The sequence below is a fragment of the Pseudomonas benzenivorans genome, from assembly GCF_033547155.1.
Classification (GTDB): domain Bacteria; phylum Pseudomonadota; class Gammaproteobacteria; order Pseudomonadales; family Pseudomonadaceae; genus Aquipseudomonas; species Aquipseudomonas benzenivorans_B.
This window is the reverse complement of sequence record NZ_CP137892.1, coordinates 107,114-125,033: the sequence shown is the minus strand read 5'-3', so window position 1 is coordinate 125,033 and position 17,920 is coordinate 107,114. Positions and strand designations below refer to the sequence as shown.

Genomic DNA, 17,920 nt, shown 5'->3' with positions numbered 1-17,920 from the left:
CGGTGACAGGGCATGCAGATGGCTACTTCCAATGTTGAACGGGTCGAACTCGGCGCCTTGACCTGCTGGCGCATCCGCCACGCCGACGCCGAACTGCTGGTGGCCCAGCAGGGCGCCCAGTTGCTGAGCTACCAGCGCGACGGCGAGCGACCGCTGATCTGGCTGAGCGAGCAGGCGGTCTATGAAAGCGGGCGCAGCGTGCGCGGCGGCGTGCCGGTGTGCTGGCCCTGGTTCGGCGACCTGCGGCGCAACCCGCAAGCGGTGCAGGCCATGTACCAGGGCGGCAACCTGGTGCCGTCCCACGGCCTGGTGCGCGACCTGGAGTGGAACCTGCTGGGCATCGACCGGCAAGGCGACGGGGTCAACCTCGAGTTCGCCTACAACAGCGCCGAGCAGCCGCTGCCGGGCTGGCCCCAGGCGGCCGAACTGCAGCTGCGCATCCGCCTCGATCAGCACCTGCACCTGCACCTCGACAGCCGCAACCTCGGCGACCAGCCCCTGGCACTGAGCCAGGCGCTGCACAGCTACTTCGCCGTCGGCGACATTCGCCAGGCCCAGGTCGAAGGCCTGCAGGGCTGCCGCTATATCGACACCCTGGACGACTGGAACGAACGCCAGCAGCTCGACGCCCTGCGCTTTACCGGCGAGACCGACCGCATCTACCTGGACTCCCCGAGCCGCCTGAGCATCCTCGATCCGGTCTGGCAGCGGCGCATCCAGTTGCGCTGCAGCGGCTCGCGCTCGGCGGTGCTGTGGAACCCCTGGACCGACAAGGCCCAGCGCCTCTCGCAGTTCGCCGGCGACGCCTGGCAAGGCATGCTGTGCATCGAACACGCCAATGTCCTGGAGGATTTCCTAGTGCTCGCGCCCGACGCACGCCACCGCCTCAGCGTGAGCCTGTGGAGCGAAGCCTTGCCCGACTGACAGGGCGCCCCGGAACGGGCCGCCTCGACAAACCGCACGAGATGGCGATTAGCCATCTCACAACTTGCCCAAATAAACCTAGGCGACGATCACAAACCGAGAAGCCCTCGCGCGCACTTTTGTGATGCGCCACTAATTTGCCAGTAAGCGATCTCTTACAAATGCAAACTTCTATTTCCTACACCCTCTGCCAGCCTTAATACTTGTGCGGCAAGTCGCAAAAATATTGGGAACTATCGTACTAATTAATAATCGGCTAATCGCTTCCATTGCTACGGGCTTCACACTTTAAATAGTTGCCCGCCCCACCCCCATGCCGCTAGGATGCCCACCCCACTAGGGCTCTGCGCAACTTGTTGCACATTGATGTGCGCAAAAAGTTGCACAACTCGGGAACTTTATAAGTTCGCCCCGCAATAGGAAGGGCCTTCCCGAGTTGCCTGGATATATAGTCGAGTCATGGAATGACCTATTCGAACACGCTCACCACTCGTTATTTGGAGCTGGCCAAACTCCCCATTAATCCAGGGGACTTCGCCGGTGCGGATATGCGTTATTCCAGCGAGTACGAAGTGCTGGAAAACGAGCTGAGCAAGGCCAGCTCGCTGCATGAAACCGCCGCCATCGACTGGCAGAAGGTCCGCGAGAACAGCGAGGCCTTGCTCAGCGCCCACTCCAAGGATCTGCGGGTCGCCGCCTGGCTGATCTGGGGCCTCTATCAGCGCGAATCCTTCGCCGGCCTGCAGGCCGGCCTGGGCCTGCTGCACTACCTGTGCCTGAATCACTGGGCCGAACTGCATCCGCGCAAGCCACGCACCCGCGCCGCCGCCATCGGCTGGCTGCTGCCGCGTCTGGAGCAGGCCCTGGCCGAACATGTGCCGATCGGCGAACAGCTGGCACTGTTCCGCAGCCTCGCCGAACAGCTGCGCGCCCTCGAGACCTGCCTGTCCGGGCACCTGGGCGCGGACGCGCCGCTGCTGCTGCCGTTGTGCCGACGCCTGGACGAACTGGTCAGCCGCGCCAGCCAGGGCCAACCGGAGCCGGGCAGCGTCGGGGCGGCCATTGCCCAGGTCAAGCAGGTCGCCACCCAGCTGCTCACCCCCGGTGCGCCGGTGGAGAACGAAAAAGAAGCCCACAAGAGCCTGCGCAGCCTGCAGGACCAGGCCCGCCCCCTGTGCGCCTACTGGCTCAAGCAGAAGGCCAGCGACCTGCGCGCCCTGCGCCTGGCGCGCACCCTGCTGTGGTTGCCGATCGACAGCCTGCCGGAGCGCAACGCCGAGCAGGTCACCGCCCTGCGCGGCCTGCCGGCGGACAAGCTGGCCAGCTATCAGGAACGCTACCAGCAGGGGCAGTACGCCGACCTGCTGGTCGATCTGGAGGCCAGCATCGCCCGCGCGCCCTTCTGGCTCGACGGTCAGCACCTGGTCTGGCAGTGCCTGCAAGGCCTGGACGCCGAACAGGCGATGCGCGAGGTGGAGATCCAGCTGGCGCTTTTCCTGCAGCGCATGCATGGCCTGGAGGAGCTGCGCTTCCACGACGGCAGCGCCTTCGCCGACGCCCAGACCCGCGCCTGGCTCAGCTCCCACGTCATGCCGCACCTGCAGGCGCCGGTGACCCAGAGCGCGCCGCAGGTGGACGAAAGCGGCAGCCAGCCGGCCTGGGAACAGGCCCTGCAGGAGACCCTGCCGAAACTGCGCAAGGACGGCCTGAAAAGCGCCGTGCAACAACTCAAGCAGGGCCTGGCCAAGGCCCGGGGCGGCCGCGAACGCTTCTACTGGCAATTGACCCTGGCGCGCCTGTGCTTCGCCGCCAAGAAATACGAACTGGCCAAGACCCAGCTCGACTCGCTCGACCAACTGCTGCAGGCCTCGGGCCTGGGCGACTGGGAACCCGATCTCGCCCTCGAGGTACTGCGCCTGCTGCACAGCTGCTGCGAGCTGCTGCCGCAGAACCACGCCGTACGCGAATACAAGGAAGAGATCTACCGCAGGTTGTGCCACCTCGACCTCGAAGTGGTACTGGACTAGGCCCTCGGGCCATAACCGCAACGGAGAATGACCATGGCCAAAGAAGGCTCGGTAGCCCCCAAGGAACGCATCAACGTCACCTTCAAACCCGCCACCGGCGGCGCCCAGGAAGAAATCGAACTGCCATTGAAGCTGATGGTGCTGGGCGATTTCACCCAGCGCGCCGACGAGCGCAAGATCGAAGACCGCAAGCCGATCAGCATCGACAAGAACAGCTTCGACGAGGTGCTGGCCAAGCAGGAACTCAACCTGACCTTCGCCGTGCCGAACCGTCTGCAGGACGAGCAGGAAGGCGACGAACTGGCCGTGCAGCTGAAGATCAACTCGATGAAGGACTTCAACCCGGCCAACCTGGTCGAACAGGTCCCGGAGCTGAAGAAGCTGATGGAGCTGCGCGACGCCCTGGTCGCCCTGAAGGGCCCACTGGGCAACGCCCCGGCCTTCCGCAAGGCGATCGAAAGCGTACTCAGCGACGACGATTCCCGCGACCGCGTGCTCGGCGAACTCGGCCTGGCCGCCCAAGACACCCTGGACTCCTGATTCCCACTGACAAGGACGCTGATCAATGAGCACTAGCGCAGCAGTAGAGAGCGGCCACAGCGCCGCCGAACTCGGCATTCTCGACCGCATCATCGCCGAGACCAAGCTGACCCCGGACGACGAGGCCTACGACATCGCCAAGCGCGGCGTGTCGGCCTTCATCGAAGAATTGCTGAAACCGCAGAACGAAAACGAGCCGGTGAAGAAGGCCATGGTCGACCGCATGATCGCGGAGATCGACGCCAAGCTCAGCCGGCAGATGGACGAGATCCTGCACAACGCCGAGTTCCAGGCCCTGGAATCCTCCTGGCGCGGCCTCAAGTTGCTGGTGGACCGCACCAACTTCCGCGAGAACATCAAGCTGGAGATCCTCAACGCCTCCAAGCAGGACCTGCTCGATGACTTCGAGGACAGCCCGGAGATCGTCCAGTCCGGCCTGTACAAGCACATCTACACCGCCGAGTACGGCCAGTTCGGCGGCCAGCCGGTCGGCGCGCTGATCGCCAACTACTTCTTCGACCCCAGCGCCCCGGACGTCAAGACCCTGCAGTACGTCGCCAGCGTCGCCAGCATGTCCCACGCGCCCTTCATCGCCGCGGCCGGTCCGAAGTTCTTCGGCCTGGAAAGCTTCACCGGCCTGCCGGACCTGAAAGACCTGAAGGACCACTTCGAAGGCCCGCAGTTCACCAAGTGGCAGAGCTTCCGCGAGCAGGAAGACGCCCGCTACGTCGGCCTCACCGTGCCGCGCTTCCTGCTGCGCAACCCCTACGACCCGGAAGACAACCCGGTGAAGACCTTCGTCTACAAGGAAAACGTCGCCGGCAGCCACGAGCACTACCTGTGGGGCAACACCGCCTACACCTTCGCCAGCCGCCTGACCGACAGCTTCGCCAAGTTCCGCTGGTGCCCGAACATCATCGGCCCGCAGAGCGGCGGCGCGGTGGAAGACCTGCCGCTGCACCACTTCGAGAGCATGGGCGAGATCGAGACCAAGATCCCCACCGAGGTGCTGGTCTCCGACCGTCGTGAATACGAACTGGCCGAAGAAGGCTTCATCGCCCTGACCATGCGCAAGGGCAGCGACAACGCCGCGTTCTTCTCCGCCAACTCGGCGCAGAAGCCGAAGTTCTTCGGCATCAGCGAGGAAGGCAAGACCGCCGAGCTGAACTACAAGCTCGGCACCCAGCTGCCCTACATGTTCATCATCAACCGCCTGGCCCACTACCTGAAGGTGCTGCAGCGCGAGCAGATCGGTGCCTGGAAGGAGCGCACCGACCTGGAACTGGAGCTCAACAAGTGGATCCGCCAGTTCGTCGCCGACCAGGAGAACCCCAGCTCCGAAGTGCGCAGCCGCCGTCCGCTGCGCGCCGCCCAGGTGATCGTCAGCGATGTCGAAGGCGAGCCGGGCTGGTACCGCGTCAGCCTCAACGTGCGCCCGCACTTCAAGTACATGGGGGCCGATTTCACCCTGTCCCTGGTTGGCAAGCTGGACAAGGAGTAAGCCGCCATGACCGGGTACGGCAGCCTGTTCGAACGCCTCGGTGGCGAGGCCGGCCAACGCGCCGGCTGGGACCGCGAGGTCGCCGCCATGGCATCGGTGGCTGCCCACCTGGCCAAGATGCTCAGCACCCGGGCGGGCAGCGTGCAAACGCTGCCCGACTACGGGTTGCCCGATCTCAACGATATGCGCCTGTCGCTGCACGACTCGCTGCAGCAGGCGCGTATCGCCATCGAACGCTTTATCGAGGCGTACGAACCGCGTTTGCGTCAGGTGCGGGTGATCTCCCTGCCGCGCAGCCACGACCCGCTGAGCCTGTCCTTTTCCATCGAGGGCCTGCTGCAGGTCGAGGGCATCAAACGCCACGTGAGTTTCTCCGCGAGCCTGGATGGCAGCGGACAGGTCAAGGTCCAGTAAGGAGAGCCCCATGTCCGGCAAACCCGCCGCCCGCTTGAACGATCCCACCGCCTGCCCGATCCCCGGCCACGGCAGCAACCCGATCGCCGCCGGCTCGCCCGACGTGCTGTTCGACAGCCTGCCCGCCGCCCGCATGGGCGACCCCTCCGCCTGCGGCGGCGCCCTGGCCAGCGCGGTCATCCCGACCGTGCTGATCAACGGCAAGCCGGCGACCACCATCGGTACCGTGGGCAGCCATGGCAATGTGGTGGTGGGTGGGTCGGGGACTGTGTTGATTGGCACGAGTGGGGGCGGGGCAGCGTTTAGCGCGCCTTCTGCCATGCCCGCGACTGCAGCGGCGACTCCCATAGCTTCGACTTCGGCTGAAACTTCGATTACGGCAGCAGCAACGGCAGTGGCAACGGCCTTGATCGACGCCTTGATTCCAGCAGCGCAAGCGGCTGAGGCTTCAAGCGAAGAACTGGACTACCAACTCAGCCTGAAGCGCAGCGGCAATCGCATCCTGACACCTCTGCAAATACCGGATTTCAAGGAATTGACAAATGGTTCAACGGAGAACAGCGAAACCATCGACTTTCTCGTGTCCAATCGCAAGCAACCTGCGGATAGCCTGACGCTTGAAGTGCTCGATGGCAGCACCCTGTTATACGCAGAACCCGACACCAGCAAACTGCTCCCGACTGGCGAACATCTCTGGCAATGGGATGGTTATAGCCAAGCCGGCGTACTCGATACCAAGGTTCTGAAGAGCCCCGATCTCAAGGTGCGCCTGACTGCGACAAAGGGTGGCGAGCAGCATATCGTGGAGCTCTCGCTCAGCAACGAGGCCGAAGAGATTGAGTGGGTAGATGCCCGAATCGATCGCTCGGCTCAGTTGGTTGAAATTACCGTGCGTCCAAGCTTTTCCGATGGAGGCGTATCGGGAACGAACACCAACTTGACGGCAAAAACCTTCACCGAGCTACAGGCCATGGCCAAGGCAGGTATCGAACGTTACTGGTCGCGCGACGGTAGCCGCGCACAAGGCGTAGGCGCGCCAATCCAGACGGCGAAGGGTGTTTACAAGGTTAAGGTGGTGGCGGATGTGAACACCAAGCCAAGCACCAAGAACTTTCCGCTGATTTCCTCACTGAGCGCCGATTTTGGTCGCTCAACCAGTTTTGCCATGTTCAAGAAGATCTATCACAACCAAGGGTTCTGGAGCGCCGCTAATTATCCTGCAGATTTCGCAGATGGCGATTTTGAACATACTGCCGCTCACGAAGTCGGTCACTTGATTCTCAACGAGTACGGCGATGGCGGACTGGTTCCTGAGTACTCCTGGAGTCACAAAGAGACCTCTACCGTCCTAACCCAATCCCCGGTAGCTAACCACCCTGTTCCGGGCAGTGGTGAAGTGGATGTGATGCACTATCACTCAGACTCCCCGAGGGGCCCACGGGGCTATCAGGATTACTGGAACCGCGCAGTCGCCTCGGAACAAGATGTCAAAGGCCTGCTTTGGCTATCACGGGTGCAGTTCGATGACTAAGCACCTCGTCCTGCTTTCCCTGTTCGCGCTCGGAGGTTGCACAGCGCAGTCGAAAACGGTGTTTATCGCCGACCTGGAAAATCGTTGCAGCTACCCGGTCGACATCACTGCCTATGAGTATTCCAACGCCAAAGAGCCGTTCGTACTGAACAAGCGCGTCGCGGTTGGCGAAGTCACCGAGGTGCTGTCCTACATATCCTTCGATGATGAACTGGAAAATAGCGTTCCTGATACTTATCGCCTAGACATCACCGCGAATGGCAATTCGCTTTCGCTCGATAAGCCAGGGTTTCTTGCGCAGCTCGGACGCTCGCATCACGAACGCAAAGGCAACTCCATACACGCCTGGAAGATTCGTGACACCAACCTGTGTCCATGACCCTACGCCCAAGGAAGAGCGCTTCGAATGTCTTTTAACCACTACTACCAGAGCGAACTCACCGCTCTGCGCCAACTGGGCAAGCGCTTTGCCGAGCGCAGCCCGGCGTTGGCGCCTTATCTCGGGCAGAGCGGGCGCGACCCGGATGTCGAGCGGCTGCTGGAGGGTTTCGCCTTTCTCACCGGGCGCCTGCGGCAGAAGCTCGACGACGAGCTGCCGGAGCTGACTCATTCGCTGATGCACCTGCTGTGGCCGAACTACATGCGCCCGCTGCCGGCCTTCAGCATGCTGCAGTTCGACCCGCTCAAGCGTCCCGGCCCGGCCCTGCCGGTACCGCGCCATACACCGGTGGAGTCCAAGCCGATCCAGGGCGTGACCTGTCGCTTTCGCACCGCCTTCGCCACCGAGGTACTGCCCCTGGCGCTGAAGGGCCTGGACTATTCGGTGAAGGGCGACGGCGCGCTGCTCAGCCTGCGCCTGGCAATGAGCGCCGACGGCCACCTCGGCGAGCTCGAACTGAAGCGACTGCGCCTGCACCTGGCCGGCGAGCGCTATATCAGCCAGCTGCTCTACCTCGGCCTGTTGCGCCATCTCGGCGGCATCCAGCTGGTGCTGCTCGGCGAGGACGGCCAGGCCCTGGTCAAGGACACGGCCGGCCAGGCCGTGGCCAACCTGAACCTGGATGCCGAGCAGCTGCAGCCGGTGGGCTTCGCCGAGGACGAGGCGCTGATCCCCTACCCGCTGAACACCTTCCGCGGCTACCGCTACCTGCAGGAATACTTCGCCTTCCAGGAGAAGTTCCTGTTCGTCGACCTCAAGGGCCTGGACGGCCTCAAGCGCCTGCCGCCGGAATTGCTCGAACGGGCCCGCGGTATGGAACTGCGCTTCGACATTCGCAAGGCCGGGGTGCAGCGCATCCGCCCGACCCTGGAGAACGTGCGCCTGTACTGCACGCCGGTGGTCAACCTGTTCGCCCACGACGCCATTCCGATCCGCCTGGACGGCAAGCAGGACCAGTACCTGCTGCTGCCGGCCGAGTTCGACGCCCAGCATTGCGGGGTGTTCTCGGTGGACCGGGTCACCGGCTGGAAACCCGGCGGCCAGGGCTACGAGGAGTACGTGCCGTTCGAGTCCTTCGAGCACGACCCGAGCTTCGACGTGCCCCTGGCGCGCCCGCACTACAGCGTGCGTCAGCAACCCTCGCTGCTCGGCGACGGCCTGGAGACCTACCTGAGCTTCGGCCTGCGCAACCTCGACCAGCACGAGACCCTGTCGATCGAGCTGACCTGCACCAACCAGAATCTGCCGCGCCAGCTCGGCCTGGGCGACATCTGCCTGCCCAGCGAGGACACCCCGGAGTTCCTGACCTTCCGCAACATCAGCGCGGTGACGCCGAGCTACGCGCCGCCGCTGCACCGCGATTTCTTGTGGAAGCTGATTTCCAACATGTCGCTGAACTACCTGTCGCTGGCCAACGTCGAGGCCCTCAAGGTGATTCTCGAGACCTACGACCTGCCGCGCTACTACGACCAGCATGCGGAGAAGGTCAGCAAGCGCCTGCTCGACGGCCTCAAGAGCATCGGCCACCGTCACGTCGACCGCCTGCACCGCGGCCTGCCGGTACGCGGGGTGCGCACCGAGCTGACGATCGACCCCGAAGGCTACCTGGGCGAGGGCGACCTGTTCCTCTTCGCCTCGGTGCTCAATGAATTTTTCGCCCTGTACGCCAGCCTCAACTCGTACCACGAGCTGCGCGTGCAGAGCACACAGGGAGAGGTGTACCAATGGACGCCGCGCATGGGGCAACAGCCCCTGCTCTAAGCCGCTTGAGCCGGGGCATCCGCGAGTACAGCCTGTTCCAGGGTGTGCAGCTGGTGCTCGAACGCCTGCGCGAGGCCCATCCGCACCTGGATGAGGAGGCCCTGCAGCAGCGCCTGGAACTGCAGGCCAACCCGAGCCTGGGCTTCCCCGGCAGCGACATCGATCGCGTGCAGTTCTTCGAGGAGCACGGCGAGCTGCGCGCGCGCCTGCGCATCAACCTGGTCAGCCTGTTCGGCGCCGGCTCGCCGCTGCCGGCCTTCTATGGCGAGCAGGCCCTGGGCGACAGCGAGGACGGCAACCCGACCCGGGACTTCCTCGACCTGTTCAACAACCGCCTGCAGCGCCTGCTGCTGCCGATCTGGCAGAAGTACCGCTACCACGCGCGCTTCCAGAGTGGCGCCCTGGATCCCTTCTCCGAGCAGCTGTTCGCCCTGATCGGCCTGGGCGGCGCGCAGATCCGCGCCGCCTCGGAGCTGAACTGGAAGCGCCTGCTGCCCTACCTCGGCCTGCTCAGCCTGCGCGCCCACTCGGCGGCGCTGATCGAGTCGGTGCTGCGTTACTACTTCAAGCACGCCGAGCTGCATATCGAGCAGTGCCTGGAGCGTCAGGTGGAGATCCTCGGCGAGCAGCGCAACCGCCTCGGCCTGGGCAACAGCCGCCTGGGCGAGGACCTGGTACTGGGCGAATGGGTCCGCGACCGCGGCGGCAAGTTCCGCATCCACATCCGCCAGCTCGGCTGGCAGCGTTTCCACGAATTCCTGCCGATCGGCACGGGCTACCAGCCGCTCTGCGCGCTGGTGCGCTTCACCCTGCGCGATCCGCTGGACTACGACATCCGCCTGCAACTGCGCCAGGACGAAATCCGCGATCTGCGCATCGGCGAAGGCAACCCCTGCCGCCTCGGCTGGACCAGCTGGCTCGGCCGCGAACGCGCCGACGGTCTGGTCACCCTCGGCAGCCGCACCCATTAAGGAAGATGAGAAATGATCAACGTCGACTTGCAACAACTGGTACAGGCCCTGGACGCCGCGACCAAGCGCGACCTGGAAACCGCCGCCGAGCGCTGCGTGGTGCGCGGCGGCAGCAAGATCCTGGTCGAGGACCTGCTGCTCGGCCTGCTCGAGCGCCCCGACGGCCTGCTCGGCCGTGCCCTGCAGGATGCCGAGGTGGACGCCTTTGAGCTGGCCAGCGCCCTGCAGCCGCGCGGCGAGCACAGCGAATCGCGCAACCCGGTGTTCTCCGCCGAACTGGTGCAATGGCTGCAAGATGCCCTGCTGGTGGCCAACCTCGAATTGGGCCAGAGCCAGGTCGAGCAGGCCGCGCTGATCCTCGCCCTGCTGCGCAACCCGATGCGCTATGCCGGCAGCCACTATCAAGCCTTGCTGAGCAAGCTTAATGCCGAGCGCCTGCGCGAGTTCGCCCTGGCCCAGCAGCCCGAGGCGACCCCGGGCAAGACGGCGGCAGGCGGCGAGTCGAATCTGGCGCGCTTCACCCACAACTTCACTCAGCAGGCCCGCGACGGCAAGCTCGACCCGGTGCTGTGCCGCGACGGGGCGATCCGCCAGATGATCGACATCCTCGCCCGTCGGCGTAAGAGCAATCCGATCGTGGTCGGCGAGGCCGGCGTCGGCAAGACCGCCATAGTCGAAGGCCTGGCCCTGCGCATCGCCGCCGGCGAGGTGCCCGAGGCGCTCAAGGGCGTCGAGCTGCTGTGCCTCGACCTCGGCCTGCTGCAGGCCGGCGCCAGCGTCAAAGGCGAGTTCGAGCGGCGCCTGCAGGGGGTGATCGACGAGGTCAAGGCGTCGCCCAAGCCGATCATCCTGTTCATCGACGAGGCGCACACCTTGATCGGCGCCGGCGGCCAGGCCGGCAGCGGCGATGCCGCCAACCTGCTCAAGCCGGCCCTGGCCCGGGGTGAGCTGCGCACCATCGCCGCCACCACCTGGAGCGAGTACAAGAAGTACTTCGAGAAGGACCCGGCCCTGACCCGGCGCTTCCAGCCGGTGCAGCTGCACGAGCCGAGCGTCGAGGAGGCGGTGACCATCCTCCGCGGCCTGGCCCCGGTGTACGAGAAGAGCCACGGCATCTACCTGCGCGACGACGCCGTGGTGGCCGCCGCCGAACTCTCCGCTCGCTACCTGGCCGGCCGCCAGCTGCCGGACAAGGCCGTGGACGTGCTGGATACCGCCTGCGCCCGGGTGCGCATCAGCCTGGCCGCCGCACCTGAGGCGCTGGAGCGCCTGCGCGGCGAGATCGCCGAGGGCGAGCGCCAGGGCGAGGCCCTGCGCCGCGACCTGGACGCCGGCCTGCCGATCGACGGCGACAGCCTCGACCAGCTGGAGAGTCGCCTGGGCGAGGCCCGCGCCGAACTGGAGCAGATCGAGACCCGCTGGGCCGCGCAACGCCAGCTGGCCGAACGCCTGCTCGACCTGCGCAAGCAGTGCGCCCACGCGCGCCAAGCGCCTTGCGCTACCGGCGTGCCGCAAGACCCGGCGGCGGGCGAAGCGCCGCCGGCGCTGGAGCAGCTGGAAGCCCAGCTGCGCGAGGTCCAGCTCGAACTGGCCGCCGCCCAGAGCAGCGAGCGCCTGGTCAGCTTCGAGGTCTGCCCGCGCCTGGTCGCCGAGGTGATCAGCCACTGGACCGGCGTGCCGCTGTCCCAGCTGGCCCGCGAACACAACAGCAAGGTGCTGAGCTTCGCCGACGACCTGCGTCGGCGCCTGCGGGGCCAGGAGCAGGCGGTCGCCGCCCTGGACCGCTCCATGCGCGCCACCGCCGCCGGCCTCAACCGCGCCGACGCCCCGGTCGGGGTGTTCCTGCTGGTCGGCCCCAGTGGCGTCGGCAAGACCGAGACCGCCCTGGCCCTGGCCGACCTGCTGTACGGCGGCGAGCGCTTCCTCACCACCATCAACATGTCCGAGTTCCAGGAAAAGCACACGGTCTCGCGGCTGATCGGCGCACCGCCCGGCTACGTGGGCTACGGCGAGGGCGGCATGCTCACCGAGGCGGTACGCCAGAAGCCCTACTCGGTGGTGCTGCTCGACGAGGTGGAGAAGGCCGACCCCGAGGTGATGAACGTCTTCTACCAGATCTTCGACAAGGGCGTGGCCAACGACGGCGAGGGCCGCGAGATCAACTTCCGCAACTGCCTGATCCTGATGACCAGCAACCTGGCCAGCGAGCGCATCGCCGGCCTCTGCCAGGGCGGCCAGCGCCCGGCCGCCGAGGACCTGGAGCAGGCCATCCGCCCGACCCTCAGCCAGCACTTCAAGCCGGCGCTGCTCGGGCGCATGCGCGTGGTGCCCTACTACCCGGTGGCGGGCGAGGTGCTCGGCGAGCTGGTCGAGCTCAAGCTGGCCCGTTTCGGCGAACGCCTGGCTCGCCGGCAGTTGCAGTTCAGCCACTGCGCCGCCCTGGTCGACAACCTGGCCGAGCGCTGCAGCCACGGTGACAGCGGCGCACGGCTGATCGACCACCTGATCGACCAGCATCTGCAACCGCAGGTGGTCGACCGCCTGCTCGATGCCATGGCCCGTGGCGAACAGCTGCAACGCGTACACGCCACCCTGGATGGCGAAGGAGCGGTGATCTGTGAGTTCGCTTAAGGTCCCGCCGCTGTTCGACCAGGTGCCGCAGCCGCTGCGCTATGCCGAGGCGCTGCTGCAGCGTTTCGCCGGCCTGGCCCGCGCGGCGGACGCCGAGCGCCTGCTCGGCGGCCTGGTCGAGGCCGCCGCGCAACTGGCCAGCTGCGAGCTGAGCCAGCTGTACCTGCTGGACGCGACCCACACCCGCCTGACCCTGTCCGCCGAGTGGCAGGACGGCCTGCTGCAGCCGCGCGAACGCGACAGCCTGCCGAGCGACTACGACGGCGAGCAGCTGCTGCAGTTCTGCCTGTGCCAGAACCAGGTCCTCAGCCTGCACGAGCTGGACCGCAGCCTGCACCAGACCGGCTTCCTGCCGGATGCCGCCCAGCCCTGGCGTAGCCTGCTGTGCCTGCCGCTGCTGGATGAACACCGGCGGGTCAGCGGCCTGCTGCTCTGCGCCAGCCAGCTGTCGCGCGACCTGCAGGGCTTCGCCGGCTCCCTCGGCCAACTCGGCGCCTTCGTCATCGCCCAGCTGCACCTGCTGCAACGCCTGCGCGCGCCCAGCGGCGAGAAGCCGCTGGCCAACCCGCCCACGCCCTGCGCCAGCGGCTACGGCCTGATCGGCGACAGCCCGCGCATGCGCGGCGTCTACCAGTTGATCGGCAAGGTGCTGCACAACCCGGTCAGCGTGCTGCTGACCGGCGAGACCGGCACCGGCAAGGAGCTGGTGGCCCGCGCCATCCACGACTGCGGCCTGCGCCGGAGCCAGGCCTTCGTCGTGCAGAACTGCGCCTCGCTGCCGGAGAACCTGCTGGAGAGCGAGCTGTTCGGCTACCGCAAGGGCGCCTTCACCGGCGCCGAGCGCGACCGCAAGGGCCTGTTCGATGCGGCCGACGGCGGCACCCTGTTCCTCGACGAGATCGGCGACATGCCCCTGGCCCTGCAGGCCAAGCTGCTGCGCGTGTTGCAGGAGGGCGAGGTACGCCCGCTGGGCTCGACCGCCACGCACAAGGTCGACGTGCGCATCGTCGCCGCCACCCACCGCGACCTGCGTGCCCTGGTCGAGGAGGGGCGCTTTCGCGAAGACCTGTTCTATCGCCTGTCGCACTTCCCCATCGAACTGCCGCCGCTGCGCGAACGCGACCAGGACATCCTGCGCCTGGCCCGACACTTCGCCGACCAGGCCAGCGCCTTCCTCCAGCGCGAAACCTGCCGCTGGGCCGACGCCACCCTGGAGCAGCTGGCCGGCTACGCCTTCCCCGGCAACGTGCGCGAGCTCAAGGGCCTGGTCGAGCGCGCGGTGCTGCTGTGCGAGGGCGGCGAACTGCTGCCCGAGCACTTCAACCTGCGCCAGGACGACGACAACGTCGACAACACCCTGAACCTGCGCGAGCGCCTGGAACGGGTCGAGCGCAACCTGCTGCTCGACTGCCTGCGCAAGAACCGCGGCAACCAGAGCCAGGCCGCCCGCGAGCTGGGCCTGCCCCGGCGCACCCTGCTGTACCGCATGGACCGGCTGAGCATCAGCCCTGCGGACGTTTAAGGCTTAAGGAGACGAGCATGTTCGATTCAGCCAACCAGACGCATTTCAGCCTGGACGTCAGCGGCGCCGCCCAGGATTTGCAGGTGCTCGAGTTCAGCGGCCGTGAGGCCATCAGCCAGCCCTTCGCCTTCGAGGTGGAGCTGGTCAGCGAACGCCCCGACCTCGACCTGGAGGCCCTGCTGCACCAGCCAGCCTTCCTCGCCTTCACCCCGAGCGGCGCCGGCATCCATGGCCTGGTCTATCGCGTGGCCCAGGGCGAATCCGGCAAGCGCCTGACCCGTTATCACGTCACCCTGCGTCCGCAACTGGCCTACCTGGCCCACCGCAGCAACCAGCGCATCTTCCAGCACCTGACGGTGGCACAGATCATCGGCCAGGTCCTGGAAGAACACGGCATTCAAGGCGACGCCTACCGCTTCCAGCTCGGCTCGGTCTACCCCGAGCGCGAGTATTGCGTGCAGTACGACGAGAGCGACCTGCACTTCGTCCAGCGCCTGTGCGAGGAAGAAGGCATCCACTACCACTTCCAGCACAGCGCAGACGGCCATGTGCTGGTGTTCGGCGACGACCAGACGGTGTTCCCCAAGCTGGTTCCCACGGCCTACCAGCAGGACAGCGGCCTGGTGGCCGACGACCCGGTGATCAAGCGCTTCGGCCTGCGCCTGGAAACCCGCACCAGCCGGGTGAGCCGCCGCGACTACGACTTCGAGAAGCCGCGCCTGCTGATGGAGGCCGCCTTCACCAGCGAATTCAGCCCGGATCTGGAGGACTACGACTACCCGGGCCGCTTCGTCGAGCGCGAGCGCGGCAGGCACCTCAGCCAGCGCGCGCTGGAGCGTCACCGCCACGACTACGAGCTGGCCCAGGGCGAGGGCGATCAGCCGCTGCTGGTCAGCGGCCACTTCCTCGAGCTCAGCGACCATCCGCGCCAGGACTGGAACCAGCTGTGGCTGCTCACCGAGATCCACCACGAGGGCAAGCAACCCCAGGTGCTGGAAGAGTCGGTGACCAGCGACGTCGAAGCCCGTGACGGCTTTACCCAGGGCTACCGCAACCGCTTCAGCGCCACCCCCTGGGACGTGACCTTCCGCCCGGCCCTGCGCCACCGCAAACCCCAGGTGCTGGGCAGCCAGACCGCCGTGGTCACCGGCCCGGCCGGCGAGGAAATCCACTGCGACCAATACGGCCGGGTCAAGGTGCAGTTCTTTTGGGACCGCCACGGCCAGGCCGACGACAAGACCAGCTGCTGGCTGCGCGTGTCCAGCAGCTGGGCGGGCGACCGCTACGGCGCCATCGCCATCCCGCGCATCGGCATGGAAGTGCTGGTGACCTTCCTCGAAGGCGACCCCGACCAACCGCTGGTCACCGGCTGCCTGTACCACGCCGAGCACCTGGTGCCCTACGACCTGCCGGCGAACAAGACCCGCAGCCTGTTCAAGACCCTCAGCTCCCCCGGCGGTGGCGGCTACAACGAACTGCGCATCGAGGACCGCAAGGGCCAGGAACAGATCTACCTGCACGCCCAGAAGGACTGGGACGAAAACATCGAACACGACCAGAAGATCCGCGTCGGCAACCAGCGCCACGACAGCGTCGAGGCCAACAGCCACAGCGAGTTCAAGGCCGAGGAACACCGCACCACCCACCTCGATCGCAAGGTCGAGGCCCGCAGCGACGACCACCTGAGCGTCGGCCAAACGCAACATGTGAAGGTCGGCAGCGGCCAATACGTCGAGGCCGGCAACGAGATCCACTACTACGCCGGCAGCAAGGTGGTGATCGACGCCGGCATGGAACTCACCGCCGCCGGCGGCGGCAGCTTCCTCAAACTCGACCCCGGCGGCATCACCCTGAGCGGCGCGACCATCAAGCTGAACTCCGGCGGCGGCCCGGGCACAGGCTCGGGCATCCAGATCAAGCCGCCGGTCCTGCCCAATGCGGCGGATAAGGACGAGGCCGGCGAGCTGACTCAGCAGGCGCTGCTCAACAGTGTGCCGCCCGCGCCGAAGCGCACCAGCCTGACCCCGTTACGTCTGCTCACCGCCGCCGAGCAGGCCGTGCCCTTCTGCAAGGAGTGTGCGGAAAAGCGCGTCCAGGCCCTGGCGGGTGATGCGTCATGAAGGCGTTTCAGGACTGGTTGAGCGACTGGCAGCAACGCGCGGCGGACGAACAGCAGGCGATCTATGCCCTGCTCGACGGCGCCCAGGACAGCAAGCTGCTGCAACACATCTGGACCGCGCACCCCGACCCGCAGGCGCAGAGCCTGTTCCTGCACACTCCGCGTGCCGAGCTGAGCGAACAGGGCCCTTGGCTGCTGCACCTGGATGACGAACCGGCGCTGTGGCAGGAGTTGCTGGCCCAGTTGGAGCAGCGACCGCTGGGCATCCTGATCGCCAGCCCGGCTCCGCTGGCAGAGCTGGCCCAGCACCTGCGCCACCTGCTCGACGCTCGCCTGGCCGATGGCGGGCTGGCGTTGATGCGCTACTACGACCCGCAGGTGATGGTCGGCCTGCAAGACCCGGCCTGCGCCTACTGGCACGCCCATGCCATCCGCGCCGGGGAGGCCTGGGCAGCCTGGCTGCCGCTGGAGGCCCGAGACTGCCACTTGCCAGGCCCCGCTGGCGACGCCGCGCCGCTGCCCTCGGCGCAGGCTGAAATCGTCATCGACGCAGACATGCAACAGACCCTTGCCCGCGCCAGTGCGATTCCGCGCCTGCTCGGCCAACTGCACCAGCACTGCCCCGAACCCCTGGCGCAGTGGACCGCTCAGGATCAATACCAGTGGGCAGCGCAACTGGATCGACGCCTGCAGCAACACGGCATCAGCGACCGTCAGGACCGGCTGTTTCTCGCGGTGCTGGCGCTCGAACAGGGTGAGCAACTTTGGCAGAAGCCACAGGTACATGCGGCACTGGAGCGTAAGCAATCAACCCCAGATATCGCGTTGAGCGAACTACTGCTGGCGTGACCCCCGACAGTGCGAACAGGCCTTAAGAGCAAATCTAGATGAGCATATTGAGAATCAACTTCAAATTGACGAGCGTGCCACTTGCACTCTTTTCGCTTGTCTCAAATACCGGATGCGCCAGCAAGAGCCCAGCAAGTGACGTGGACCAGGCTGAATACAATATTCAGATAGGTTCTAGCGCGCCGGTCCATGGACAGGCTCTTACGCTACGAAACGGAGCCCAGGTATTTCACAGCCCAGTTGGCGGTGGTGCCCTGTCCGGCGGCTGGGAAAACCCAGGAACATTGGAGGAAACCTTTGCCGGAACGCGCATCGCACTGTCTGGCAAAAACATAGTTCCAAGGACAGCACAAGCGAATTGGTTTTCGTATCAGACACAGAAGTACTACACAGCGCAAATTGCGCTATCACCTGACCTGCCCGACCTTATCAAGGCCCACGCAAAAGCCTTTGGAGAGAACACTACCGAACCTGCATTAATATTCGTTCTCGGCCCTAGGGGTGAAATTAAATCGGCTCTAAAGTCGTCCTGCTCCTACAGATACGTTTGCGGGAGAAATAAAAAGGTCACCGTTATTGGATATGGAACTGGGGAGGAAACAGCCGGCGATCCCAAGGTATACCTCAAGGGCACTATAAAAAGAATAAGAGAAGGAAGAATCCAACCAATACCAGGGATCGAGGAATAACA

14 protein-coding genes are annotated in these 17,920 nt (G+C 65.6%); all 14 read left to right on the top strand.

Features of this window, described 5'->3' with window-relative positions; genetic code table 11:
- The first annotated feature begins 18 nt into the window (after positions 1-18).
- Positions 19-924, top strand: coding sequence for a D-hexose-6-phosphate mutarotase (locus tag SBP02_RS00570; RefSeq protein ID WP_318644461.1), 906 nt, complete (start codon positions 19-21; stop codon positions 922-924).
- Positions 925-1,388: 464 nt separating this feature from the next.
- Entirely contained in the window at positions 1,389-2,951 is a 1,563-nt protein-coding gene (tssA, locus tag SBP02_RS00565; RefSeq protein WP_318644460.1) for a type VI secretion system protein TssA, read from the top strand.
- A 33-nt stretch (positions 2,952-2,984) separates the two neighbouring features.
- Positions 2,985-3,491 (top strand): type VI secretion system contractile sheath small subunit, encoded by a 507-nt coding sequence (tssB, locus tag SBP02_RS00560; protein ID WP_318644459.1) that lies wholly within the window; start codon positions 2,985-2,987, stop codon positions 3,489-3,491.
- 25 nt (positions 3,492-3,516) lie between these two features.
- Positions 3,517-4,992, top strand: a complete 1,476-nt coding sequence (gene tssC, locus SBP02_RS00555) for a type VI secretion system contractile sheath large subunit (RefSeq protein WP_318644458.1) — start codon at positions 3,517-3,519, stop codon at positions 4,990-4,992.
- Positions 4,993-4,998: 6 nt separating this feature from the next.
- A complete protein-coding gene (tssE, locus tag SBP02_RS00550) occupies positions 4,999-5,406 on the top strand; it encodes a type VI secretion system baseplate subunit TssE (RefSeq protein ID WP_318644457.1) in 408 nt (135 codons plus the stop codon).
- Between the two features lie 10 nt (positions 5,407-5,416).
- Entirely contained in the window at positions 5,417-6,937 is a 1,521-nt protein-coding gene (locus SBP02_RS20825; protein ID WP_404824350.1) for a PAAR domain-containing protein, read from the top strand.
- Positions 6,930-7,316 (top strand): hypothetical protein, encoded by a 387-nt coding sequence (locus SBP02_RS00540; RefSeq protein WP_318644456.1) that lies wholly within the window; start codon positions 6,930-6,932, stop codon positions 7,314-7,316. Before SBP02_RS20825 ends, SBP02_RS00540 begins: the two co-directional genes overlap by 8 nt.
- Before the next feature lie 27 nt (positions 7,317-7,343).
- Entirely contained in the window at positions 7,344-9,137 is a 1,794-nt protein-coding gene (tssF, locus tag SBP02_RS00535; protein ID WP_318644455.1) for a type VI secretion system baseplate subunit TssF, read from the top strand.
- Positions 9,101-10,108 carry a type VI secretion system baseplate subunit TssG gene (gene tssG, locus SBP02_RS00530; protein WP_318644454.1) on the top strand — a complete coding sequence of 336 codons (1,008 nt, stop codon included), beginning with the start codon at positions 9,101-9,103 and terminating at the stop codon, positions 10,106-10,108. Before tssF ends, tssG begins: the two co-directional genes overlap by 37 nt.
- Before the next feature lie 12 nt (positions 10,109-10,120).
- Positions 10,121-12,739, top strand: a complete 2,619-nt coding sequence (gene tssH, locus SBP02_RS00525; protein ID WP_318644453.1) for a type VI secretion system ATPase TssH — start codon at positions 10,121-10,123, stop codon at positions 12,737-12,739.
- A 10-nt stretch (positions 12,740-12,749) separates the two neighbouring features.
- Entirely contained in the window at positions 12,750-14,261 is a 1,512-nt protein-coding gene (locus SBP02_RS00520) for a sigma-54 interaction domain-containing protein (RefSeq protein ID WP_318646395.1), read from the top strand.
- A 17-nt stretch (positions 14,262-14,278) separates the two neighbouring features.
- Positions 14,279-16,381, top strand: coding sequence for a type VI secretion system Vgr family protein (locus tag SBP02_RS00515; RefSeq protein ID WP_318644452.1), 2,103 nt, complete (start codon positions 14,279-14,281; stop codon positions 16,379-16,381).
- A complete protein-coding gene (locus SBP02_RS00510; protein WP_318644450.1) occupies positions 16,378-17,229 on the top strand; it encodes a DUF4123 domain-containing protein in 852 nt (283 codons plus the stop codon). Before SBP02_RS00515 ends, SBP02_RS00510 begins: the two co-directional genes overlap by 4 nt.
- A gap of 38 nt (positions 17,230-17,267) precedes the next feature.
- Positions 17,268-17,918 (top strand): DUF2931 family protein, encoded by a 651-nt coding sequence (locus SBP02_RS00505; RefSeq protein ID WP_318644449.1) that lies wholly within the window; start codon positions 17,268-17,270, stop codon positions 17,916-17,918.
- Positions 17,919-17,920 lie beyond the last annotated feature (2 nt).